The sequence below is a fragment of the bacterium genome, from assembly GCA_021158245.1.
GTDB lineage: Bacteria > Zhuqueibacterota > QNDG01 > QNDG01 > QNDG01 > QNDG01.
The window spans coordinates 1-25,096 of sequence record JAGGVB010000092.1; the positions used below are offsets into that span (position 1 = coordinate 1).

Annotated in this window: 15 protein-coding genes; 3 read left to right on the forward strand and 12 right to left on the reverse strand. The window is 38.6% G+C overall.

The genetic code is table 11. The features are described 5' to 3' along the window. The 8 genes from J7K93_05605 to J7K93_05640 form a co-directional block, all read right to left on the reverse strand. Positions 1-3,654, reverse strand: a 3,654-nt coding sequence (locus J7K93_05605; GenBank protein ID MCD6116469.1) for a hypothetical protein, incomplete at its 3' end; no start/stop codon positions are given. An 11-nt stretch (positions 3,655-3,665) separates the two neighbouring features. Further along, positions 3,666-5,882 (reverse strand): T9SS type A sorting domain-containing protein, encoded by a 2,217-nt coding sequence (locus J7K93_05610; GenBank protein MCD6116470.1) that lies wholly within the window; start codon positions 5,880-5,882, stop codon positions 3,666-3,668. 100 nt (positions 5,883-5,982) lie between these two features. Continuing rightward, a complete protein-coding gene (locus J7K93_05615; GenBank protein MCD6116471.1) occupies positions 5,983-13,551 on the reverse strand; it encodes an Ig-like domain-containing protein in 7,569 nt (2,522 codons plus the stop codon). A gap of 265 nt (positions 13,552-13,816) precedes the next feature. Then, positions 13,817-14,917, reverse strand: a complete 1,101-nt coding sequence (locus tag J7K93_05620; GenBank protein MCD6116472.1) for an ROK family protein — start codon at positions 14,915-14,917, stop codon at positions 13,817-13,819. Between the two features lie 17 nt (positions 14,918-14,934). Then, positions 14,935-16,083 carry an MFS transporter gene (locus J7K93_05625; GenBank protein ID MCD6116473.1) on the reverse strand — a complete coding sequence of 383 codons (1,149 nt, stop codon included), beginning with the start codon at positions 16,081-16,083 and terminating at the stop codon, positions 14,935-14,937. 29 nt (positions 16,084-16,112) lie between these two features. Beyond that, positions 16,113-16,808, reverse strand: coding sequence for an MgtC/SapB family protein (locus J7K93_05630; protein MCD6116474.1), 696 nt, complete (start codon positions 16,806-16,808; stop codon positions 16,113-16,115). Between the two features lie 29 nt (positions 16,809-16,837). Next, complete coding sequence (locus tag J7K93_05635; protein ID MCD6116475.1) at positions 16,838-17,482, reverse strand: polysaccharide deacetylase family protein; 645 nt, start codon at positions 17,480-17,482, stop codon at positions 16,838-16,840. 23 nt (positions 17,483-17,505) lie between these two features. Then, entirely contained in the window at positions 17,506-18,069 is a 564-nt protein-coding gene (locus J7K93_05640; GenBank protein MCD6116476.1) for a manganese efflux pump, read from the reverse strand. Positions 18,070-18,217: 148 nt separating this feature from the next. Between J7K93_05640 and J7K93_05645 the strand changes: the two genes are divergently transcribed. After that, the gene (locus J7K93_05645) at positions 18,218-18,643 is read left to right on the forward strand and encodes a SoxR reducing system RseC family protein (GenBank protein ID MCD6116477.1); all 426 of its coding nucleotides are present in this window, start codon (positions 18,218-18,220) and stop codon (positions 18,641-18,643) included. 571 nt (positions 18,644-19,214) lie between these two features. Here J7K93_05645 and J7K93_05650 read toward each other — a convergent pair. The 3 genes from J7K93_05650 to J7K93_05660 all read right to left on the reverse strand — a co-directional run bounded on the left by J7K93_05650 (position 19,215) and on the right by J7K93_05660 (position 21,753). Beyond that, the gene (locus J7K93_05650; protein MCD6116478.1) at positions 19,215-19,985 is read right to left on the reverse strand and encodes a class I SAM-dependent methyltransferase; all 771 of its coding nucleotides are present in this window, start codon (positions 19,983-19,985) and stop codon (positions 19,215-19,217) included. A 49-nt stretch (positions 19,986-20,034) separates the two neighbouring features. Continuing rightward, positions 20,035-21,033: a DUF1028 domain-containing protein gene (locus tag J7K93_05655; protein ID MCD6116479.1), complete on the reverse strand. Its 999-nt coding sequence runs from the start codon at positions 21,031-21,033 to the stop codon at positions 20,035-20,037. 99 nt (positions 21,034-21,132) lie between these two features. After that, on the reverse strand, positions 21,133-21,753 hold the full coding sequence (locus tag J7K93_05660) for a threonylcarbamoyl-AMP synthase (GenBank protein ID MCD6116480.1): 621 nt from the start codon (positions 21,751-21,753) through the stop codon (positions 21,133-21,135). A 403-nt stretch (positions 21,754-22,156) separates the two neighbouring features. Between J7K93_05660 and J7K93_05665 the strand changes: the two genes are divergently transcribed. Beyond that, positions 22,157-22,819, forward strand: a complete 663-nt coding sequence (locus J7K93_05665; protein MCD6116481.1) for a redox-sensing transcriptional repressor Rex — start codon at positions 22,157-22,159, stop codon at positions 22,817-22,819. Positions 22,820-22,844: 25 nt separating this feature from the next. Continuing rightward, positions 22,845-24,188: an FAD-dependent oxidoreductase gene (locus J7K93_05670; GenBank protein ID MCD6116482.1), complete on the forward strand. Its 1,344-nt coding sequence runs from the start codon at positions 22,845-22,847 to the stop codon at positions 24,186-24,188. Between the two features lie 107 nt (positions 24,189-24,295). Here the strand turns inward: J7K93_05670 and J7K93_05675 are convergent. Continuing rightward, positions 24,296-25,096 (reverse strand): hydroxyacid dehydrogenase (locus J7K93_05675; GenBank protein ID MCD6116483.1); only part of this gene is annotated, 801 nt, incomplete at its 5' end.

Here is a 25,096-nt window from a genome sequence, read left to right on the forward strand (position 1 = left end):
TATTTTTGATGAATTAACAAAAAGTGACGTATCTTCTGTTGAAATCGTAAGAACATTGCTGCTCGAAAAAGTAGAGTCCTTGCTCAAATAAAACACATAAGAGATGGAATCTCCCACATCCACATTTTGAGAAGAATGCCAGGTAAAGTTAATTGTGTTATTATTGCCTGACAGGATATACCCGTCTGCCGGTTCTATCAAAGAAAATTCCCCTGGCGGATCAGATACAGGGACAACTGTTATTCTTAAAATCGTGGAATCACTAAGCATGTACGGATCTGTGACTTTAAATACTACATCTTCCGTACCATTCCAGTTTGCATCAGGGCATACCCTGACTTCAAGTTTTTCCTTATCATTTTCTGCAGTAAAATGCGAATTCGGAGTAGAAAATTTCAAATTACCCATTGAATCATTTAAATCTTGAACATACTTGTAGAGTTTAAAATATGAGTACCTTATTGTATCATCCTCCAAAATAGCAACATTAGGCATTGCTGATACTTTTGGAGGAAAGATAGATGTTGTCGAAAAATGCGCTTTTAAATTGACAGGTTGATATAAATTAACACTAACAGGATTATCTGTTCCGTCATAAAATCCGGACCATCCTGTAAACGTAAAGTTTGTGTCAGCAGGTACAGCAAGAACAATAACTGTAGTAGTACTGTCATGCCACTGGCCTTGAGGATCATAATTAATTGTACCACCGTAATGCGGAGAAGTTTGTGCATTGAGAAGGAACTGTTTATGCCATACTGCCTGTTCTGTAACCGGCCCGTTAACAGTTATTGTAATCTGTGTTCTGGAGTCAGAAACTGCTCCGTATCCGGACCCTTTCCACTCAATAAAGCGGCATCTTCTGTTGCTGCTGTCAGATAATGCTATACTGTCAATACTTACGACAGCACTATTCCCCTTAAAATACCATCCCGTTCCTTTTACAGTCTCATTGTTAAAATCAGACATCACTTTCACTGCATATTTTTCTTTATAAACTGATCTAAATGTTATCTTTCCCTGAGGAATTTGAATCTCCTGTTCTCTGCCGCCCCCCTGCTGCCAATGATCAAACACATACTGGGTATCTTCCGATACTGATTGAGTTTCAACACCTTCCAATGTATGTTTTTCTCCGGGAAGCCAGTAAAAAACTCTAGGAGCTTTGTAGGTTTTTCCATCAGTTTTAAAAAGAAGCCCTTCCGGATCTGTTTCTATTCGCACATCTCCCAGTTTGAAATGAGCTGTGAGATTAAAAGTTGTATCAACGGAAAAGATAAACGGATTTGCACTAGATTCCATATCTCCTGACCACCGGACAAATCCATAACCACTATCTGCATTTCCCGTTGCTAAAAGTTGAATTTCTTCGCCTTTTGCCCACCATCCCCCTTGATTTGATATAGGATAAACACTTCCCATTCCCGGCGGATCAATGGAGATTCTATTCCAGAACTCAAGCCGCCAAATTGCTTTTTCAGTAACAGGGCTTTTAATGGTAATATGAGGGCTGACGGTACTGCCGGAATATGATTCTGAACCTGTACCCTTCCACTTCCAGAAATGATAACGTCTTGTTTGATCTACTGCTTCGATTGTATCAACTGTAATGATTGCAGTACTATCTGCATCGTACCATCCCTGGCCTGTTGCATTACCCTTCTCTGTATCAACAGTAAGAAAATATTGAGTCTTCCATTTTGCAGTCTCAATAACAGGATTATATACAATAAGATTATAGGAAAGATTCATACCAGTAAACGAACCTTGCCCGGAACCTTGCCACCCTTCAAAAACAAACCTTTCACCTTTTATCCCTGCAATAAGAGATGAATCTAGAGAGCACTCTGCATTTGAGCCTTCCTGGTACCAGCCCTCTCCATTAATTTCACCATGTTCCGTTGAAATCTGCACATAAAACTCTGTCTTCCAATTGACTTTCTCTTTTATTGCGTCATGCATTATTACTGTTGTTGATGTATCTTCTCCGGAATAGGAACCACTCCCTGTACCTGTCCACGAAATGAATTTTCTTCTCTCTTCCTTAGCTATCTCCATATGAGCCGGAACAGCAATAGTTACCGTGTCGTCCTCATCATACCAGAGATTCTTATCGTATTCGTCTATATTTGTAATAACTTCAAGCTTGTGTTGAATTTTCCAAACCACTTTCTCGGTTATATTGGAATGCAGTTGTATTCTCACTTTACGGGAGGGCCCTGTATAAGAACCTTCACCTTCACCTACCCATCCAGCAAACTCATATTTTGTAGTCCCTTCAGCATCTAGTATTTCTTCTTCCATAGAAATATCAACAAAGGTTCCAGGATAATACCATGTATCAGAATTTATTATGCCTCCAGCTTCACTTTTGTCAATAAAAAGTTGATATCTTCTAATCGGGATTCCAATATCAGACCTGCTGCCGTCAGGATCGGGCGGTGCATCAGGATAACCTGCATCAATACACGGAGAGCCCTTTTTTAGAGTAAAATTGTGATTTTCAGGATCTACAAATTGAGGGTCAACCGTAACAAGCCCCTCACCGTAGCCTCCTTTCTCAACACAATTGTAGTAACTATCTGCTTTTGAATCAGGCGGATTACTTCGGTACTTATTATTATAAAGATCAGGAGTCCATGAACTGTGTCCCGTATTATGCCAGAGGATACAGTTTATTATCATAGGAGGATCATGCAGATGAGTATGCATAATCATCTCAACGCCCTTGGAACGATCTTCAGAATTGTCAGGGATATGAAAATTATTATACAGTATATTCTGATAAAAAAGAGTTTCGGAATTTCTAAGCTGTACAGCACCGCATACGGCATGGTTTTCGTACATAATATTATGCTCAATAATCGGATCATAACCCGGCACATTATGGCTGGCATATATATATGAATCATCTTCATTTAAAGCATAAACTGCAATAGCAGCCCCGCCTTTTGCATGATTCCCATAAATAATGTTGTTTCGGATTATTGAAAGCCACGATCTTGTTCTTATTCCTCCTCCGGAAATCTTATCACCCCAATACTGCCATTCTACTCCCCTTGTAAAGCCCGAACTCCTTATTGTAAATCCATCCAAAAGGGTTAAATGCTGCATATCAACACCCCTTTGGCCGCGGCCTTCACTGCCGACCCATCCCTGAATTATAGTCTCATGCATAGCAGAATCACGCTGCGTAATTCTTGTTTCATCACCGTTAAAACCTCCGAACAGCATAACACCCTGCTTTATAATAACCACGCTTCGCGGATTTTTTGGACTTGAATATAATCCTTTTGCAACCCATACCCATCCTTCCAGCCCTTTATCTGAAAGGTAGTTTACCGCGTCCTGAATGTCTGTAAAAGCATTTTCCCAGGAACTGCCGTCTTCATTTCCCGTAGCATTTTTATCAACATAAACAATCGGATAACCATCTTCCTGTTTTAAAAGTACTTCCATTATTTCATCTTTTGCCTGAAGCCGTGTAGCAACTCCCCCCCAGAATATACTTTTCGCTTTTTCTTTTACTCTATCCCATTTTGATTCAAAAGTTTTTCCTTTCCAGATATGATTATCTGATCCATGCAATTGAGATGTTGTAAACAGCAGGACAGAGACAAGTACAATCCGCATATATTCTTTTATCTGCTTCAAAAAAAGCTCCTTTAACGTATTAGCTGAATTTTTTGTACAAAATCATTTTCATCAATGCTGAATCTCGCAAAATATATACCGGACATAACATTATCACCATTTGAATTTTTACCGTCCCATATGACAGAATGCCACCCCTGTTGATCTATTCCGTCAAAAAGTACCACAATTTCTCTTCCAAGAATATCATAAACTTTGATTAAAACCCGGCTTTGTCTAAGAAGAACATAATTAATATTACATGTGCTGTTAAAAGGATTCGGATATACATAAACACATGGCTGATCAATATTCTTATTCTTTTCTTCTTCTACTGCCGAATAATTATTTTCAATAGAGGCGTGAAAACCATTTACAAAAGCATCATCAATTTTAATATAAGAAGACCCCGAATTTTTCGATTTAATCTTAATATTTAAAATAGGGCTGTCCCCTGAGTTATTTTCTTCATCCCTCAGGCAAAAAGCTATTACAGCTTTGCCTCTGTCTGCTGAAATATTTGTTTGGAATGTCAGTAATGGTACTGCAGGCGAAATATGAATTATTTTTGAAGAATGGGGATTAAACTCCAACGACACTTTTGAAGATAGCAGGCCCGCACCCTTGATATACACAGGTACTATGTAATATCCGTCTTCTTTATAATTCTTCTGCTGTGAGCCAAGAGAAACCGAGTACAGGCCTGAAAGGCCCTGATTATTCCAGCCGCCCTTAACATCTCCTTTTACTGCAGCATAAATAACTTCTGCACTTGTATCTTTTGTTAATGAATTCAACTGCACTGAAGGAGGATTAAAAACCCATCTGCCTATAAGACTGTTTGCAGTATCAATGCCTACAACATGATTAAGAATTTCCAAAGCATCATTAATAGTGACAAGACTATCACCATCCACATCTGCCGCTTGCTTTTCCATATATCCCAAAGTATCAATCCCCATGGCATAGCGTGCAGTTAAAGCAGCATCAAAAGCTGATATTTCCGTATCCGTATTATCCTTAAAAGGAGTGATTCTGACTGCAGTTGTCTCTATCGGCACACTCATCATATATCGTCCGTTATCATCAGAAAATACATTATTCTCAATACTTTGATCACTTTGCATGTATACATTGCTTACCGGCAATCCTGAAGAAAAATAAACTACTTCTCCTGATATCTCTCTATAGGAACGCGGTTTAAGAATAAAAGTTTCCGTAGAATCTATAAGCCCGGAAGAAAAAGCTATAATTAAAGATGAATCCGCATTACCCATGAATACCGAGTCAATAAACGCTATTCCCATAGTATCAGTATAGACTTTACTGCTGCCTGCCAAAACAGCATCGCCTTCCTTAACACGGAACTGAACAGGGACATTTCCCACTCCCTTTCCGAATCCATCTGTTATTTTTACCTTAATCGAATCTCTTATAAATTTACCCGTATATTCCTCAAATTCTTTTTTCCCCGATGGATTAAGGTAAAGAGGAAGGGTCATAAATGCGTCAAAAAATATGTCTGTCATGTGCAGATAACCCTTGCGATTCGGATGTGTACCATCAGGAGACAGCATAGTTTTAATATCAAATGTTGAATATTGATCAACAAGTTTTAAGATACCTGGAGGGATAGTCGCCAGTTCTCCCCTGTTTGCAGCTTCCACAATCTGGCTCACTGCTTCATTAAATTCTCCGATCTGCTGCACATGCCTGCTCCTTTTGGGAATAATTTTGCAGACAAAAATTGTTTGCAGGTCATTTCCTTTTGTTCCGTTATGCCAATTTAAAAGAAACTCAATAAGATGGCCAAGCCTCCCTGATACACTTCTGTTAAAAGTTAATCCTCCGTCGTAGGAATAAGGGATTACTTCTCCGCCCAGCCAAAAATCATTTGTCCCAAGATGAATTACCGCAATTGTAGGCTTGTATCTTGACATATCAGGCCCTACATTAAATGAAGCATTACCGGCTATTCCGGAATAAAAATCTCCAATAACTGCTCCTGATTTATAATGCCCCCTAAACGGATTAATACCTGCTGATCCCACAAGAACTAACGGAAAGCCGATATTTTTCAATCTATAGTACAGTTCATCTCTGAAACCAAGCCCGTCTGGACTTCCTTTCCCAACTGTTATAGAATTACCAAGCAAAATTACCCGGTGTACAAATCCCTCAAAGCTGTATGAGGAAGAGGCTGAAATTAAAAAAAGTATTATAATCAATGCATTTTTATTCCGAACCATCCTGCTGCCTTACAGTAAATTATTCTACAGGGAAAAGGGCAAACTCTTTTTAAAAAAGCCGCCCTTTTAATTTACTGAATTCAACCCTCTTTTGCACTTGTTATTTCATTTTTACCATACGTTTTGTAATAACTTTTCCTGCACATTCCAGCCGATAAATATATATCCCGGTAGAAGCCTCGTTACCGTCATTACCGAGGCCATTCCATTCAACATTATAATATCCTGGAGCCTGATGCTGATCAACAAGAGTAGCGACCTTCTGGCCCATCATATTGTAAACAGACAAGCTGACTCTTCCGGCATCTGATATTTGATAAAATATTTTTGTTCCCGGATTGAACGGATTCGGATAATTCTGCCCCAAAACAAAATTCGTTGGTAAAGGTACTGTAACTCTTACAGGGCCGAATTGCCGCTGTGCATTATTTGCCCCCACGTCAATTATCTTATAATAATAGGTTTGTCCTACTATTATATTCTTATCAAAGAATTCATATAACCGATCTGTACTTGACGGGATAATATCCTCTGTTACCGGAGAGTATTCTCCATTTTCTGTTTTACTTCTATAAACCAGGAATCCTTTATTTCCTTCTTCGTAAACAGTTTCCCAAAATATTCTGATCCGCCTTGATAGTAGATCAAAAGCAGCACCGAAGTCTGCGAACTGGACAGCAACTTTGACAGATACATTCCACTGGAATTGACTGTCATTACTGTAACCTATTTCATCACTTACAATTACTGAAACAATTTGCTGTCCAGTAAAATTGTACGGGAACATATGTTCTAATATTGGGGAATCACTTCCTGTTGAAGTACCATCAATTTTCCAATTATAATGAAGCGGATCCTTATCCGGATCACTTGCATTAACCATAAACGTAATAGTTTGTCCACCAATTATTGACGTATCTCTATCAGATGGGACTGTTGATACAATTACAGGGAACCTGTTTGCCTTTGTGACATGGAGTGAAATAGTGTCTGCATCACATCCGCCCTTACCATCTCTGACACGAAGAATAATTGAATAATTTCCTTCCTGTTCATATGTCGGAGTCCATCTGAATACAGCAGTCATATCCGTCTGTTTTTCTACTTTTGAACCTAATGGCGGAAATAAATTACCCATCTGAAATGAAAGCCCGTCTCCGTCTGGATCAGGATTAGCAACAAGGCCGATTATAAACTCTTCATCTTCCTGAGGGTAGTAATCTGACTTCATATCATCTCTATTCAAAGTAGGCGAAGATGAATTATAAACAGTTTCAAGATTAAATACTACTGTATTCCCTAGAAACGCAGAAATTACAGTCTGTCCGGTTGTTGCTCCGGCCTTGATAAATATTGAAGCAATTCCATTATTGTCGCTTCTCACATAATTTGTTCCGCTAATCGAACCCGGGCCTGATTCTTTATTGAATCTCACAGTCTTATTCGGAACAGGATTACCATATTCATCTATCACTTTGACCCTTAAAGGATCAACAAATAATTTGCCAATCGCACCTTTCTGCAAATCACCTGATTTCAGAAAACCTTCGGAAAATTCCCCATCAAGCTTAACTATTTTCTGTACTTTATTGGACTGGCACAATTCATTAAATACAAAAGGCGATCCGGCCATGTACGGAGCAACTGCCTCAACTGTAATAACACCTGCTGTATCCCCAAGAGTAATTTTGGCAGATGCATAACCTGTTGAACCTGTCTTCTTAATTACACTCTTCAGCCCTTCGATTTTTGCATCCCCCTTCAGGATATTAAAGGTAACTGAAAAATCTGAAACGGGGTTTCCATAATCATCTGTTATTTTCACTTTTAACGGTTCGGGCAGCTGTTCACCAAGATATCCAGTCTGATTATTCCCGGCAACCATTGTTAATTTTCTCGCAGGTCCTGAATTACTTAAAACAGTAAATAATACAGGTTCGCCGGATAGAGTTATTCCCTGAGCTTCTGCTTCAATATAACTTGTATTTCCTGAAATCGTATCAGCAACAAACCATACATTGGCAAGCCCATACTCATTTGTTAATACCGGCATTGATGTCAAAAATGACCCGTTTCCCTGAACTAATGAGTATTTTATTGGTACTCCATACACCGGATATCCTGATATATCAAGGACTTTAACAGATAGAGGAGTATCAAGTTTCCGCCCTGCCTGCCCTCCAAGGTCAACATCTCCTTCAGCGATGATATGAACAGGAGTGCCTTCTTTGCCTTCAATTTTATAGATAACAGGGCTGTTTTCAAGATGGTTCCCCTGCTGATTTCGTGCTGAAACGGTTAATTCATTCTCACCCGGCTGTGGCCCGAGAACTACATGTGCCCATGCATATCCTTCATCATTAGTAACAATAGGCTGATCTTCAATGATCCTGCCTCCGCCCTGAATTATTTCGAACAAAACAGAACTTGAAGCAACGCCGTTATTATTCTGGTCAAGAACCTGAACCATAATAGAATCCTGATAAATAGTCCCGACATTTCCAGTTCTCACTTTATTTTTATCAGAGACAGGCGAAAGCTGTGAAGCATCCGTTGCAAGAAATACAACTTCTACGGTTGACTCAAGGTGGATGTTGTCTTCAACATCATAAGCTGTAATATATTTTTTCCCTGCAGTAAGAGACTGAAGATACCCTAATGTTTTTCCATTAACATCTGTGGGCGCAACAGGGTCATGCATAAAGTTTTTAGATCCTCCTGAAACACTTAAACGTACATGTTTGCCTTGTACAGGATTGCCGTAAGCGTCGGTAAGAGTTACTGCTATCCAGCAGGTATCTGTTTCAAGAGCATAAACCTGCGGAGTTGCTGAAATCTTTGACATTGTACTGCTTACGGAATCAGGTATTAACGAAGCATAAAATTTTACCGGAGATCCTGCAAGAGAAGCAAGCCCGTTTGAAGCTTCTGCTTTAAGTGTATTATTAAGTGTATCAATTTGTACATCAGTACCCAAAATCCATGTAATTTCAGCAATACCGCTCGCCTTATCTACAGTAACAGTTTTTGTAGTTACGCCATTATCATCTAGAGTACCGCCGCCCTTTAGGACAGTAAAAGTAACATCCTCTCCTGCAACACCGTTACCATGTACATCAACAATTTGTACACGAACAGGCTGTTCAAGAGGTTTTCCTGCCACTCCTGTAAATGTAGTATCTGCCGCATGATACGCTGATATCATAGACGCATCTGAAGATTTGGCAGACAACTTGAACACGATTGGAGAATTTGTAAGCTGTCTTTCCCCGTTCGTTGCAGTAACTTCAATAATATTATTATTATTGCCTGCTTCGGGGCCAAGCGTATAAGTAATTCGTGCTATTCCGTCACCGTTTGTAAATCTTGTAACAACCGGATCTAATGTCCCTGAAAAATGGCCTCCCCCATTTTTTATAGCAAATTTAACCGGCTGCGCACTTACAGGATTATTATTGACATCTGTCATTTTTACAACAAGGTCAGGCATCTCTTCACCTACAATACCTGAAGAACTATCACCGCTAATATAATAGAGAAATGCCGCAAACGACTTTGCCGTTATATTAAACCAGGCAGTATCAGGAATTGTATGGAATCCGTTATCCGCCCAGGCTCCGACAATTTTCGGATAGTACCCGTGAATAGCTCCTAATCTTATATTTATACGAGCCACACCGTTAATGTCAGTCTTGGCAATTATTTCTTTACTACCGTCAGGAAACCTGAAACCATTTCCGAAAGTCTTAAATATAACCGGATGGTTATTAACAGGAAGATTCTCATCATCTACAATTCTTACCTTTAGCGGAGTTGTAAGAAGGCTGTCAACATACCCTTTTGTTCCCCCACCCCATGGCATTAACCTGTCGCCTTTGTAAAAAATAGAATCTACAACGACCGTTGTTTGTATACCTGCAACAGAGGCCATTATATTAACGACTGTAGAAGTGTCTGCACAGAATAGCGTATCACTCGCTATTCCTTCACTATTTGTAAATTTCGGCTGAACTCCCACTGAAGCGGAACCTTTTGTTACAGAGAATGTAACCCCTGTCCCTTCAACAGCTTTTCCCTGGTCATTGATTACTTTTACCTTAAGAAAATTCGGATATGTGTGCCCGGAAAAATGCCGCTCTGTTTTTTGTACCATGCTTGTAACTTGTTTAACGAGTCCTGAAGTGACTTTAACCTGGAATAGAACGTCAACTCCCATATACCCCTGAAAAACCGGTTTTATCTGCTGAATTGTATCCTGATCGCCTATTACATAGCGCACAAATGACTTACCTTCCTGATTGGTAGTATCAATGGGATTAACAATAATTCCGTTCCCGCGGGTTACACTCCATGTTACAGGAATATCAGGTGTTATATTGCTGTAAGGATCTTCAAGTATTGCTGAGAACCTGACTGTATCTCCGACAACTCCTGTTTTGGAACCGGGCTCTGCAGGATCAGCATAAATTGACTGAGGTGCAGCCGGTTTCCCTGTTGTCTGGAATGTCACTGTCTGAGCAGTACCATAGGCCCGTGCCAGGACCTCATTAAGCCCTGCTGTTTTGCCGAGAGTCCATTCTGTTGAAGCCTCGCCATTTCCGTCTGTAAATATCGTCCGCACTGTATCCATTCCTGTAGGCACATAGCCTTCATTACTTGTTATAATAAGTTTATCAAGTTTAACATTGTTATGCCCTTTATAGATACGAAGAGTATGAACTTCATTAGCATCAAGCTCCCTGCTGAACCAGTCCCCTGATGAATATTCCTGTATTTTTGACCACCTCCAGTCTGTATCACTTGTGGAATATCCCGAATAATTATGTTTCAAAGCTCCCCACTGGAAATATGGATTCGGAGTACCATCAAGCTCAACAAACATTACACAATTAAATAAATTCTGTGCAACTACACGCCCCCAGAAATAGTACCTTTTTGATTCAGGTACTGTAAATTTATATTCATAATAACAGGATTGTACATCTCCAACACCTGCTATATATGAACCGCGGGAGGCAGAAGGGTGAGATTGGAGTTCCATTATTCCGCTTCCCTTACTCGGTACTGTACCGGGAATCCCCCACTCAGCTTCTATTCTGTAAGGGTCTAAAACCGGTTCCGGTGCAGTTACTTCCCCCCCATCCTGCTTCTTAGTAACAGAAAAATAAACTGGCTTTCCCCTTAATGGATTTCTATTTGCATCCTGCAAAAGTACCGTTAATTTACCAGGTAAAACAGTATTAACTTCAGCTTCTGTCGGTTCCTGTACCGCCTTAGTAAAATCACCGACACTTGTTATTTCTGAATATGTAATAAACGCCTTAACATTATTATTTCTGCCGGAAACTCCGTAAAAACCTGTAAGGAAGAGTCCTGAATACATTGTCCCGTTACCAGACTGAAGTTTTCTCATATCATACAGCGGCTCTGAACCCGCACGTTTGCTGTTAACATAAATTTCAAATTTATTGTATCCGCTGTTAGACCAGTCAAGCACAACACTCAATGTATCATCTGCTTCAGGGAATAAATACTGGCCGCTATTATCCTTTAATACATACGATACTGTATCAATCGCTGAGCCCACATTGCCATTTACCAATGACCAAAGGTGGATCTGGTGCAGGTGTGTATGCACAAAAATAAAATATCCGTCAGCATCAGTTGTAGGACTGTTAAGCATTAGTGCAACTCCGCCGTTTTCTCTCTGGCCCTCAGTAGCTGATGTTACCTGCTCGCCCCATACAACCTCTACTGTGGAAGGATTGGTTCTGCCCTTATAAACTGCAACTGACGTCGGCCAATTTGTTGTATTTGTTATATTTGTAAATTCTTTCTGTGCTCCGGCATCAACAACTCCGAAAGTATTTGTATCGTACGCCCAATCACTCATTCCCCCATTAAAAGTTGCAGTCACAACACCGGAAGTTGCAGTCACAGCATCTGCCATGTTTGAGATATTACCCTTGTTTCCAAGCTCATCAACAGCTTTAACTGCAAAATAGTAATGCTCTCCGCTTAACAAGCCGGATAATGTAAATATCTGAGGTGTGCCTGCAGAGAATGGCTTCGGTGCCCTGGGAACAACCTCAGCATTTCTGAAATCCTGCTCACTTACAATCGGAGACTTTGCTATTCTTACATCATAGCTCGATGCGCTTCCTTCAGGGGCGTATCCATCATCTCCGACTGAAGTCCACTTCAAAGTCACTGAATTGTTCCCTGAAGGCGTTGCATATAAATCAACAATTTGGCCGGGAGCAGTATTATCAGGAAGTTCCTCTTTAACTTTCATAAAATCAACTAATGCTGCTGCATTCGGCGGCACACCGGAATTAACTTTAAACATTATTCCAGCATATAAATTATCACCTTTGCCAAAATCCGTTGTTTTATCACGTACAGTTATTTTACTCTGGCCTCCGTCTGTTGATACATCAAAATAGTTATAGTCGGTCTGAGGCCTGTACGTAATCTGAAGGCTGTCGCCTGCGCTGTAGCCTGCCATTGGTATTGATGTCGAACCGTAAATAGCATTGGTACTGGCAACACCGTTCACAATACGCCATATTCTCAATTGGCCGCCTGTGATCCATGCCATGTACCCATCTGCGGTTTCAGGATTTGTACTGTTCAGGCCGAAAGCTAAAGCAACAGCATTAAAATTGGATGAATTATCAGCAAAACCAATTGTGATAGTATTCCCGCCCTGACTGTTTTCCCAAATTCCAAGATTATCCCATGAGCCGGAATTGCTGTTACAATAAATTGTACCGCTTCCTGTAAGCCGCAAACTCGCATCTGCATGCCATCCGTTTACTCCGTTCAAAAGGCCTGAAGAGCCTGTAAATTCATCACGTTCAGATGGAGAAAGAATCGGCCCTATATAGTAACTTAAAATATCAGCCATTTTTGTATAACCGGTACTATTAGGGTGCGTGCCGTCTATATCAGAGGTATAATATGTATCTATATTTGGTAAAAACCATGAGTACATATCAACAACTGTAATCCTGTTCTTTAATGGTGAAGGCATATCCTCAACCATTCTTTCAAGAGCCGCATTGTAGTCTTCAACTCTTTTATTAAGGGATGGATACGCATCATAAGGAGCAAAAGGAATAATCTTGCATAAAAGTAAATTTTCAATAGTATGCCCGCTGCGGGTAAAATTTAACAATTCATTCACGAGAAGATACAAACGTTCCGCAATTGTACCGGCTTCATCATAATTGCCGATATCCTCATTATCACGCATATCATTTGTACCTATGTGAAGGATCAATATTTTAGGCAGAGAATCAACATCCATTTCCATAAGCATCTGTATAGGATTATAACCTATTGTACCGGACAGGTAATCAGATATTCTGGCGCCGTCCCGGAAAAAGCCTCCATAGGGCGGATCAAAATATTCAGCAATATACTGTGAATTTGTGGGATATGGCCCGACAAAATTCACAACATCTTTACCTCCTAATCCCTCATATAAAAGATTTCTGTATCCGTGAGTTCCATCTACTGTAGGAGCCTGCTTTAATTTCTTACCCCATGTGATAGAGTTACCCATCGGCATAATGTTTGTCTGAGCTGCTCCGAATTCATAAAAAGATAAAATAAGCAGCAAACCTGCTGATATAGCAAAGTACAGTCTTTTATTCCTTTTCATCGTTCTCCTCCTGGAATCGGGAATGTAACATTTCAGAGACCTTATACGCAAAAAAAATGCCATTAAATAAATATTTTTGCAGTTAGATACTATCGTTGTTTTTATTGCACTTACATCCATACATGGCAAACAACAAACTTATAAAACCATATATTATAAATGGCGAAAACAAACCACATGGTCATTTTAAGGCCATATTAAATAATGGATAACAAAATGGCGGGATAAAAATATCCCGCCATAATTCGCAGAAAACTGCAGCTATTTACTGTGTATCAAGTTTCTGCAGAGCATAATAATATGCCCCGATTGCAACTGAACGGTTTGTACCTAACCTTGATATACCAATCCCGATTCTTTTTATGGGATCATAAATTATTTTCTTACCTGAAACAGGTACGGTAATCTCTTTATGTTCTCCGTTTATGAACTCTTTGAGATTCTCATTATCGTCAAGATTATAAACTCTGCTGACAAGCCTGTTTACAGGCCTGCCGTCAATTGTCTCTATTGTCCCGTTCATCTCATTAACAATATCATTGATAATAAGAGCTGAAGCTCCTGTCAACCCTCCGCCTATAACTATAATACTATCAACCAAAGTTACGGCATTTGCGAGAGCATCACCTACACTTACAGCCAAATCTTTAAAAGCCTGTAAAGCTGCTTCTCTATTTCCTTCTTTTTTCCCTGTTGCAATCTCATAAATTTCCTTTGGTTCCGGTATATCGGAACTGCCGGACAATTTCTGATACACTCTTTTTACGGCACGGATGCTGACATCCTCTTCAACATAAGCACTATTGTGTAGTTTACTCCTGACTAGCCAAATCTCTCCTGCAGCAGAATTATCTCCCAAAAAAAGCTCATTATTCCTCACAATGCCGCACCCGAAACCTGTACCCAAAGTGACGCCTATAAGGTTATTGTATCTTCTGGGGCTGGATACTTCTAATAGTTTCTGATTAATTTCAGGAAGCAGGCCTGCAACAGATTCTCCCAAAGCAAAAAGATCACCATCATTATTAATAAAAACGGGTAAAGAAAAATTATCTTCAAGCATTGGGCCTAGTGCAACACCGCCGCGGAACCCGGGTAAATTACCCAAATCACCAATAATGCCTCTCGGATAATCTGCAGGACCCGGAAAAGCAAAACTAATTGCAGCTGTATCTCCCTGAACCTGTTCTGAGATAATGCTGAATCCTTCTATAATAGTTTTCAGGCATTTATCAATATCATTGCCAAAAGCGGGCAATCTTACCGGATTTATAATTTCTCTTTCTGCCTGAATTGCAGAAAACACGAAATTTGTACCTCCTGCATCGAGTGTCAGCACAACACGATCATCTCTATCATAATTCATGTCAATTCCTCCGGAGATTATTTTGCAATTTCCCTTTGACTAACGGACGCCCAGCCTATATAAAATAAAGCTGCAAGAGGAACAATAAATCCTGTTACAACAGATGTTTTATCTGCAACAAATCCCATTAAAAGAGGAATAAAAGCACCGCCCACTATTGCGGTTACCATAAGTCCCGACAACTCATTTGTTTTCTCGGGCATGGAATCAACTGTAATTGAAAAAATCAGTGGAAAAATATTTGCAAATCCGATTCCAATAATAAAAACCGACACAACAGAGACCCACTGAATCCCTGCAAAAAGCCCAAGTATTGATACTATTGAAAGAGCTGTTGTTGCTATAAAAAATCTTTTGGGCCTCACCCAGTTCAGAACGACTCCACCGAGAAGTCTTCCTATTACAAGAGCAGTAAAAAAAAGGCCTGTACCGAGGATACCCAGCTTTTCAATATTTACTCCAAACTTACTTTCAAAGTAAAGAGGAATACCTGAGCTCATACAAACTTCAGCTCCGACATAGAGAAAAATAGCAGATACCATAGTCAATACATATCTGTCCTTAAGCAATCCGATAGAGGATTTTATTGATGCGGTTCCGTATTCTTCCTCTCTCTTTTTACCTACTTTTAAAGAAGCAACAGATATAATTGTGATTAAAAGTGCAACACTGTAAATTGGAAATAATATCTTCCAGCTTACCCCCCAATAACGGGCAGCAACAGCAGGAATAACCGGCCCTGTAAGAGAACCTATTGCTTTCACAAACTGGCCAAGTGATAAATTCCGGGAATACTTTCCATCTTCCGACACATCACGCATTATAGGATTTCCTGCTACCTGCAGAATTGTTGCACCTGCGCCAAGTAAAAATACTGTCATTAAAAACAGAGGAAATGACGTTAATCCAAAAACAGGAATAGTAATTCCGATAAATGCAATACCAAGCCCCATAAGAAGAACAAATTTCTTCCCTTTTTTATCCTGAAAAATACCGACCGGGACTGAAAGAATACCGAACATAATAAATCCCATAAACGGAATAAGAAACGCCATAGTATTGCTCAGTGCAAATTCATTTTTTGCAAGCCCTACAAAAGGGCCTACAGCATCGCCGAAACCCATTGCGAGAAAAGCAAGAAAAATAGGCAGTACTCTCATTTTCATACAAAACTCCTTTTTAAGATTTGAATAATTTATACAGATTTTTGCCAAACTGCAGTAGAAACACCTTCTTTTCCTGAAATAGCTGAAATAACATCTCTTCCGTTGGCTACATTCTTGGTTTTTATCATAAACCGGACAGTTACTTTATCAGCTTCTCTTTCCCATTTGTAGTATTTATCCAGTACGTCCATTTCAAAATCAGAAAATATCCGTTCCAATTCATTTTCACTTGTTTCCAGAGATAGCCTTGACAGAGTAAGTACAAATTCACGATATTGAGTATCAGGTATCCTCTCTTCAATCTTATCGAAAAATATTGTTATAAACATACCGGCACCAGTGCATACCAATGCCAGCACAATGTAACCGGACCCGATAACAGCACCCAAAGCAGCTGTAAACCATATACCTGCAGCAGTTGTAAGGCCTCTGACCATATCTCCAATCCGAATAATCGCACCGGCGCCGAGGAAACCTATACCAGTAACAAGGCCTGCAATTATCCTTCCGGGATCGCTTACGATACGGGCCTCAGAAAAACTGTTATGAGACAGAAATAATTGAGGAAGAAGCATTATCATAGTTGCACCAAGGCACACAAGAATATGCGTTCTTATACCTGCAGGCCTTCCGTGGAATTCTCTTTCAAGGCCTATTGCTCCCCCGAAAAGTACAGCAGCACCAAGCCGTATCAAAATGTCAGGATAAAAAAGTACAGAATGCATATTCTTCTCCCCGCGCTAAATTATTTTTATTATAAAACTGAAAAAATATATCCCTCATTTAAAAAATACTCTATTATTTCAGGAATAACTTCAATTGTTACTCTGCTTGTTTCAAGCCCGTCATGAAATACAATAATTGAACCTGAGACCGCATTTTTTCTTACAATATTAAAAATTGACTCTTTTCTTATACATGAATAGTCATAGGATAAAAGGCTCCATAAAACGAGTTTGTGCCCTGTTTGCTGCATAATCCTTTTAAACCTCAAATCAAACCTTCCGTAAGGCGGCCTGAAAAATACAGGTTTTAACCCTGTTATGTCATTAATAACATCATCAGTTTTCCTGATCTCTTCCAAAATAAAGTTTGAGGATTTAAATAATAAACTCTGATGGGAATAACTGTGATTCCCTGCTATGTGCCCTTGATCATAGATATCCTTAACTATTTCGGGATATTTTTCAACCTTGCTGCCTTCCAGAAAGAATACGCCTCTGATATTATACTTGTCAAGTATGTCGAGAATCTGATATGTGTACACGGGATATGGCCCGTCATCAAACGTAAGATAAATTTCTTTTTTCCCCCTGTCCCCATAGCACATAACCCATGGAAACAGTTTTTCCATAAAACCAGGATTTACAAATTTAATCTTATTAATTATCGATTTCATAGCATTTTATGACTATATTATTTTCAACCTGATAATAGATGTTCCACAAGGATTTTTAAGCCGATAAGTATTAGAATAACCCCTCCTGTGATTTCCATATACTTTTGCAGCCAACCTCCAAATTTTTGTCCCAAATACACACCTCCAAGAGACATTAAAAATGTAATTACTCCTATTAAAATAACAGGCATTAAAATATCAATATTAAAAATTGCAAAAGTAAACCCTACTGCAAAAGCATCAATGCTTGTAGCAAATGAGAGTAAAAGCAGTACATGAATATCCGCAGGATTAATTCTTTTCTTATCGCCTTCAAGTTTAAAGGATTCGTGTATCATCCTGATACCTATACCTGCAAGCAAAATAAATGCAACCCAATGATCATAGGATTTTATAATATTAACAACTTTAACCCCCAAGTACCAGCCGATTAGAGGCATAACCGCCTGAAATAAACCGAAAAACAGCGCCATACGGAAAGAGTGGACAATATGCAGCTCTTTTAATTTTATTCCGCTTGCCACTGATACTGCAAACGCATCCATACCAAGACCTATGCTTATACCCAGCAAATGCAGAAACGGCATTAATATCTCCGATAAACAGTATAAATAATTTCTATAATGTAAGACTTAATGACCAATATTTCAACATATAACTGTTATAATTTACTCTTGATTTTTGATTAAATAGCAAGTAAATTGGTACTAGAAAATTAATTACGGAGGCTTTTTAATGCGGGAAAAAGGGAAGATTATAACTGTAAACGACAATATGGCTGTTGTGGAACTAACACCTCACATGGGATGTAAATCATGTGCAATGAGCGAAGTTTGCCGAACCACAGGTTCAGGTTTGAGAAGGCTTAATGTAAATACAAGCGGAATAAGAATATCTTCGGGAGATTATGTGGAAGTTGAAACTCCTGCAAAAACTGTTGTAACCGCAGCGTTTCTTATCTTTGTACTGCCTTTATTAATATCAGGTGCAGCTTACATATTAATAGAAAAATTTACTGACAACCCCGGGCTCGGTATTGCGGGGTTCTTTCTATTTTTTATTATTTCAGAATTTTTGCTCTGGGCGATTGACAAGATTGCAAAAAAAATACAATTTTTCCGCCCTTCTATCGTTAACCCTATTGAAAAGATAAAAAATTAAATGCTCTATGTCGAATCGAGTGGGTAATGTCCGGAAATATTAAATTTAAGCAAATGGACTACTATGCAATGATTTTATAAAAAATGTTAGCTTTGAAGGCCGGCATCTGCTAATCTCCGTTAAAAAAATGACGAAAAGCGAACGCCCGGAATCAAATTCTGTTTGAGTCCCGATTTTACTATATTTATAATCAGATAAAGAAATCGGGACGAGTTTATTTGATTCAGAGAGTTTTTTGACATTTTTAGGAGATTTGCAGCAGCCGGCGTTTTTTGGGCACTTTTTTTTAAAAAAAGTGCCGTACAATGATCTGTAATCAGGTTCACAAAAAAAATCAAACCAATAATCTTACTATTATTTATTATGAGAAAACTCTGCATATCTCTTTTCAACTTTTTTTAAATTAAGCCCTTGAAAAACCCCCGGCAAAGAAAAATCTCCTGAAATGGGAATAAGTATTTAGTGGAAATTGTCTTTAAACTGAATCAAAGCATTTTATTATCATAATCTCTTTTTATATGCAAGACTTGCTTAAATTACCCTTGCATTTCAACATAACAGAACCAAAATTTCATTCAGGTTTTCGGGCAATATATGCTATAAACGGCCTTAATGAAGGGAATAATTTAATAGACAGCTTGTAAACAGCATTGGAATATGTACCGCGGAAAACAAGTTTTTCCACTTTAAAACCAATATTTTCCAGAAACTCAGTAATTTCAGTGCTTGTATACTCCCGTATATGCCCCATATGCCCCAATTTTTCTATCTTGCTGAACTCAGTAAATAAATCTCCGCAGCACGAATAAACACGATTCCGTAATAAATAATTCTTCAATCCATTAACAGATTTAAGGTTTGGAGTTGACAGCAAAAGCACTCCTCCGGGTTTAAGTACTCTAAACACCTCCTTCATTGTAGCAACAGGATTAATACGTAAATGCTCAAAAAGTTCAAAAAATACAACTGCATCATAAATTTTGTCATTAAAAGGGAATCTGTCAGCCTCTATATCACACTTTAATACTTTTATTCCCAATTTTTCAATGGATGTACTATAACGTTCCGGTGCAAGATCAATACCTGTTACAGAAAAATCAGATTTTGCCAAAGCAGCAGTCAGCATAAGAGGTATTGAACCGATTTCCAGGATATGTGATTTTGAAGGTACATTCTGCATTACAAGTTTCAAATCAAATGCAATCCTCTCCTTATGATTTGATATGTATGAAGAATGCCACTCAATAAGTTCAGGGACATCCGGTTTTAAATCTTTTACTGACTTCTCTATGTACGCTACAATATTCTTGTCAGGGGAAAAGGGCTCATTCTCTTTTTTCATAATCACTCCGAAATTTACAGCAGTTAAAGTACATTTGCACTTTGAGAATTCATTTAATATTTGTTATCTTTTTAAACTCAAAAGAACTTACTTTTAATAATCCTGCCGCAGGAAGACGTATAGTCAGGTCCCTCCAGTTCTCATTCTTGCTAAATACCTCTTTAAAGATAAGGAGGCTCTGATCTACTCTTCCCATATTTGCAAGAGAGACAGCATGCCAGTATTTCATTTCAAGATTTTCAGGAAACATTTTTTCTGCAGTACTGTACTCTTTTAAAGCAAGATCAGTATTATTCTTTTCAACGGCAAGATCACCGGCATTCATGTGATTATATGCTCTGTGGAGTTTTAAAAGACGCTTAATCTTTTTTACAGGGTTCTGATCATCATCTACTCTTAAATCAATGAGCCTGTCCTCCCATATTTTACCTGTTGATATGCCCTTTACTACAATCAGGGCAGCTGACTGTTTTCCCCTTATGTCTCCACCCTCGCCCTGGGCAGCCTCCAGTGCAGCAACAAGCCTTTCCGCAAGAGGCATACCCTTTGACTCTTCATAAGCTTTTGCCATTTCAGGCCATACACTACTTTTAAGCATCATATTTGCCTGTACTGAAAAATGTTTTCCGATATAATGCCCTGCCTCTGATATGCATTTTTTCCCTGTATAGGCTGCTGCATTTCCCCTGCAGTCAACAATAGCGAGCTGGCGTACATCTCGCCCCTCATCTGACTTAATGAGAATATCCAATGCTTCCCGTGCTGTTTTACCTTCGCGGAGAAGGTCCAGGCCTCTCGGGCCGAATGATGCATTGATAAATGACTGCGTGGCAACAGCACCCACACCTGGTTCTGCCCAGGAAACAAGTGTGCCGACAGAAAACCAGTGGGACTGAACTGCTACACCCATTTCTCCTGTATCAGAATCCCATGCAACTATGGAAAATGTATGTGCAAAATTATTTTTATAAACAGACTGTCCTTTTACAATATTTCCTCCTGAAAGCAGGATAAAACCAAACAAAAAACAAATATTTTTTATTTTCATAACAGCCTCTCCTTTGCTTCTATTTTAAAAATAATAAAATCACCGTTATAATATGGCTTTTAGTATCTCTGATCATGTCTCGCCTCCGTACATAGGTAATTAGGGTTCAAAATCAAAATCCCCGATTCCGTGTCTTAAAATAACAGGAGTCTCTGCAGTTAAATCAACAATTGTTGTTAAATCATCCCTCATCTTTCCGGCATCGAGGATAATATCTATTTTGTTTATAATATAATCCTGAATTTCTTCCGGATATGAAACAGGCAAGCCATTATCAGGAAGAATAAATGTAGTTGTAATTAATGCATCATCCACTGCTTCGAGAATTGCATGAACAATCCGGCAATCAGGAATTCTTATTCCTATTGTTCTCTTCTTAGGATGCAGCAGCCTGCGCGGAACAGCTTTTGTAGCTTTCATTATGAATGTATACGGGCCTGGAGTTCTTACTTTCAACAGTCTGAACTGAGGAGTATCGAACCATGCATATCTGGAAACTTCTTTTATGTCTCTGCACATTAAAGTAAAATTATGTTTCTCATCAATATTCCTTATCCTGCATATCCTTTCAAGCGCCTCTTTTTTCCCAGGCAGGCATCCTACAGCATATGTAGAATCAGTAGGGTAAACAATGATTCCGCCCTTTTCAAGTATCTCTGCGGTTTTCTTTATCAGGCGTACCTGAGGATTTTCTCTGTGGATTTGAAAGTATTGTCCCATAACATAAGATAGAAAGAGGTGCTGAATTGTACACCTCAAACAGAAGCAAGAATTCAGGATAAATTTTAATAGTATTTAAATTCCTTTGCTTATCAAAAAAACATTCTGACAAAACAAAGATGCGCTATCTAATGAATTTTTACTTCACTAAATATCCTTTCCTGTTTTTTCAAGGCAAATCTAATTACTGCTTTACAATAACCTGGAAAGCTTTCCCGTTAAATTTTATTAAAAAATTGTTGATAATAAAATACTTTAAATATCTGTTGTATAAATATTAATCATAGAGAAATGAAAAATCAAGATAATTATTTTATTTTTTTATTGCATTGTGAGAAATTAGTTAGTATATTGCCTGTGAAATATTTCACAGCCTAATTTAAAGAACAAGAAGGGGCTTTTTGTGAATAAAATTAAAGAAATTCCTGTTAAAACGCTTGAAAGGCTTCTGCTTTACAGGTGGACTCTTAAAAGCCTTTTGAGCCCGGGGAATACTCACATTGTTTCAAGGCGCCTTTCGGAAATAACCGGCTTTTCCTCTGCACAAATAAGGCGGGATTTTATGAATATCGGATACTCGGGCTCCTCGTCACACGGCTATAAAATTACAGACCTTATTGAAGAAATTGATAAAGCAATATGCCCTCCTGCTGTACAGAATATTGCAGTTGTAGGAATCGGGCAGCTCGGTAAGGCTGTAATTAATTACATACATGAAAGATCTTCGATGTTAAAGATAAAGGCTGCTTTTGATAATAATCCCGATAAATTAAACAGTGTTCTGCATATATGTAAAGCATATCATACTGATAAAATTAAGAGCATTGTTAAAAAAGAAAATATTTCCATTGCAATCCTTGCCTTACCTCCGGATAATGCACAGGAAATTGCTTATAAACTTTTAAACGCGGGAGTTAAAGCATTTCTCAACTATTCGCCTATTAAGCTGAATCTTCCCGATGATGTTTATGTTGAGAACAGGGATATGCTTATTGCTGTGGAGAAAACAGCATATTATGCAAGGACATCTAAGAAAAAAGATAGGATAAACGAAGGAATAAGTTAACTTTTAATCAATAAAGGAGAAAATCATGGAAAATTATGACATCGTAATTATTGGCGGCGGCCCGGCAGGTTTTACTGCTGCAATATCTGCAAGAAATACTTATAAAACGAAGAGAATTGCTGTTATAAGAAAAGAACAAATAACAATGATTCCATGCGGCATACCCTATATCTTACACTCTTTGGAAAGTCTGGACAACAATATCCTGCCTGACAATCCCTTGAAAAGTAAAAATATTGATATCATAGTGGGTGAAGTTATTGATGCAGCTGACCACACATTATTTTTTGCAAACGGTGATAAGCTTAAATTTGAGAAACTGGTTCTTGCAACAGGTTCTTCAGTTTTTAAACCTCCCATCAAGGGAATTGATCTTGACGGAATCTACTACATTAAAAAGGATAGAGATTATCTTGCAGCATTAAAGGACGATATCAAAGACAAAGAAAGTGTAATTATTATCGGAGGAGGATTTATCGGCCTCGAAGTGGCAGATGAGCTTCTTAAAAGCGGGAAAAAAGTTACTTTAATAGAGCGGCTCAATCACCTTCTCCCCCTTGCTATGGATGAAGAATTCGGAAAAATTATTGAAGAAACCCTTAAATCTCTTAAGGCAAATATATTAACCGGTGTTTCAGTTAAAGAAATCACAGGGGAAGAAAAGGCATCCGGGGTAATTCTTGATAATGGAGATAAAATTAGCAGTGATATTATTATTGTATCTGCCGGTTACCATCCAAACCTTAAGCTGGCAAAAAAGATAGGGGTTAAATGTGAAGAACATTATGGAATAATAGTTGATGAATATCTCAGAACATCGGAAAAAGATATCTTTGCAATAGGCGACTGTGCAGCAAAGAGGAACTGCTATACAGGTGATTACAGTAAGATAATGCTCGCATCAACTGCTATGGCAGAGGGCCGCCTTGTAGGATCCAATCTCTTTGACATTAAAGTAATGAGAAAATTTATGGGGGTTTTGGGATCATTCTCTACTAAAATTGGTAACGTAGCTGTAGGAGTTTCAGGCCTTACTGAAAAAGATGCAGAAGCTCTTGGAGTGGATTATGTAGTTGGTACTGCAGAAACATTTGACCGGCACCCAGGCAAACTTCCCGGTGCAAGTAAAATGTTTGTAAAGCTGTTATTCTCACGTTATTCACACACCCTGCTTGGAGGTGAAGTTAAAGGCGGTGACTCAGTAGGTGAAATTGTAAATATTTTATCTGCAATGATTCAAAATCAAATGACTGATATGGAGATTGACACGCTGCAGATTGGAACTCATCCTCTTTTGACTGCGTCTCCTATTGCATACCCGCTTATTAATGCAACAGCAGATGCAATTTTAAAATGGTTCAACAAATAATCAATTGAATACAGGGCGCAGGTTAAATTTTCTGCGCCCTGATAATAAAATGCATTGGATGAAATAAATTTATAAAATAAAAGGTTCTCTCTGTAAATTACTATCTATTATTTTACATCCGGAACCTGCCAGATAAATTCTCTTTTTCCAAGGAAATTAATAACCTGCTGTACACTCTGCTCAGACTTTCTTTTTACTGACTCCCTGGTATTAAAAGCATTATGAGGCGTCATTATCACATTCGGATATTTAATCAGATTCATGTAAGCATTTACTTTTTCATCTTTGCTCTTTTTCCCTGTCCTTAATGAGACTGCCAGCTCTGACTCATGATCGTAAACATCTATTCCCACTCCCCCAAGATGCTTATCTTTTATGCATTTCAGGAGCGGTTCAGGAGGAGAGAGTTCTCCCCTTGCTATATTTATAAAAATTACGCCTTTTTTTGATTTTTTCAGAAGCTCATATGAAAAATAATCTCTGTTTTCATTTGTAAGATTCATTGCACAGACAATAATGTCAGCTTTTTTAATTCCTTCTTCAATTTGTACATAATGGACATCATCATATTTTTTTAATATATCTACACCTTCAACATCCATTTCAAGTCCTCTTGCAATCTTGACAATCTCGTGCCCGATATTGCCTACTCCTACAACCAGAACTTTTTTTGACACAGCTTCGATGCCTGTCAGGCCGTCTCTCCGGAAAGAAAGAAACTGAGTTGTCTGCTGAGGTACTTTCCTCAACAGAGCCATCCAGAGTATAAGAGCCTGCTCTGCAACCGATCTGTTGCAGTATAGGGGCAGGTAACCCGCTTTAACTTTATTTACACATTGCTGCCAGAATTTATGAATATGATCATAACCTGTACTGCGGGACAGAATACCTTCTATGGATTTACTCCA

Bases quoted from the DNA above. Each gene is read 5' to 3' on its own strand.
- J7K93_05630 (MCD6116474.1), bottom strand. From the start codon at position 16,808: ATGCATTCTGTACTTTTTTATCCTGACATTTTGATACGGCTTGGTGCT.
- J7K93_05660 (MCD6116480.1), bottom strand. From the start codon at position 21,753: ATGGGACAATACTTTCAAATCCACAGAGAAAATCCTCAGGTACGCCTG.
- J7K93_05625 (MCD6116473.1), bottom strand. From the start codon at position 16,083: ATGAAAATGAGAGTACTGCCTATTTTTCTTGCTTTTCTCGCAATGGGT.
- J7K93_05670 (MCD6116482.1), top strand. From the start codon at position 22,845: ATGGAAAATTATGACATCGTAATTATTGGCGGCGGCCCGGCAGGTTTT.
- J7K93_05615 (MCD6116471.1), bottom strand. From the start codon at position 13,551: ATGAAAAGGAATAAAAGACTGTACTTTGCTATATCAGCAGGTTTGCTG.
- J7K93_05645 (MCD6116477.1), top strand. From the start codon at position 18,218: ATGCGGGAAAAAGGGAAGATTATAACTGTAAACGACAATATGGCTGTT.
- J7K93_05635 (MCD6116475.1), bottom strand. From the start codon at position 17,482: ATGAAATCGATAATTAATAAGATTAAATTTGTAAATCCTGGTTTTATG.
- J7K93_05620 (MCD6116472.1), bottom strand. From the start codon at position 14,917: ATGAATTATGATAGAGATGATCGTGTTGTGCTGACACTCGATGCAGGA.
- J7K93_05655 (MCD6116479.1), bottom strand. From the start codon at position 21,033: ATGAAAATAAAAAATATTTGTTTTTTGTTTGGTTTTATCCTGCTTTCA.
- J7K93_05610 (MCD6116470.1), bottom strand. From the start codon at position 5,882: ATGGTTCGGAATAAAAATGCATTGATTATAATACTTTTTTTAATTTCA.
- J7K93_05650 (MCD6116478.1), bottom strand. From the start codon at position 19,985: ATGAAAAAAGAGAATGAGCCCTTTTCCCCTGACAAGAATATTGTAGCG.
- J7K93_05640 (MCD6116476.1), bottom strand. From the start codon at position 18,069: ATGCCGTTTCTGCATTTGCTGGGTATAAGCATAGGTCTTGGTATGGAT.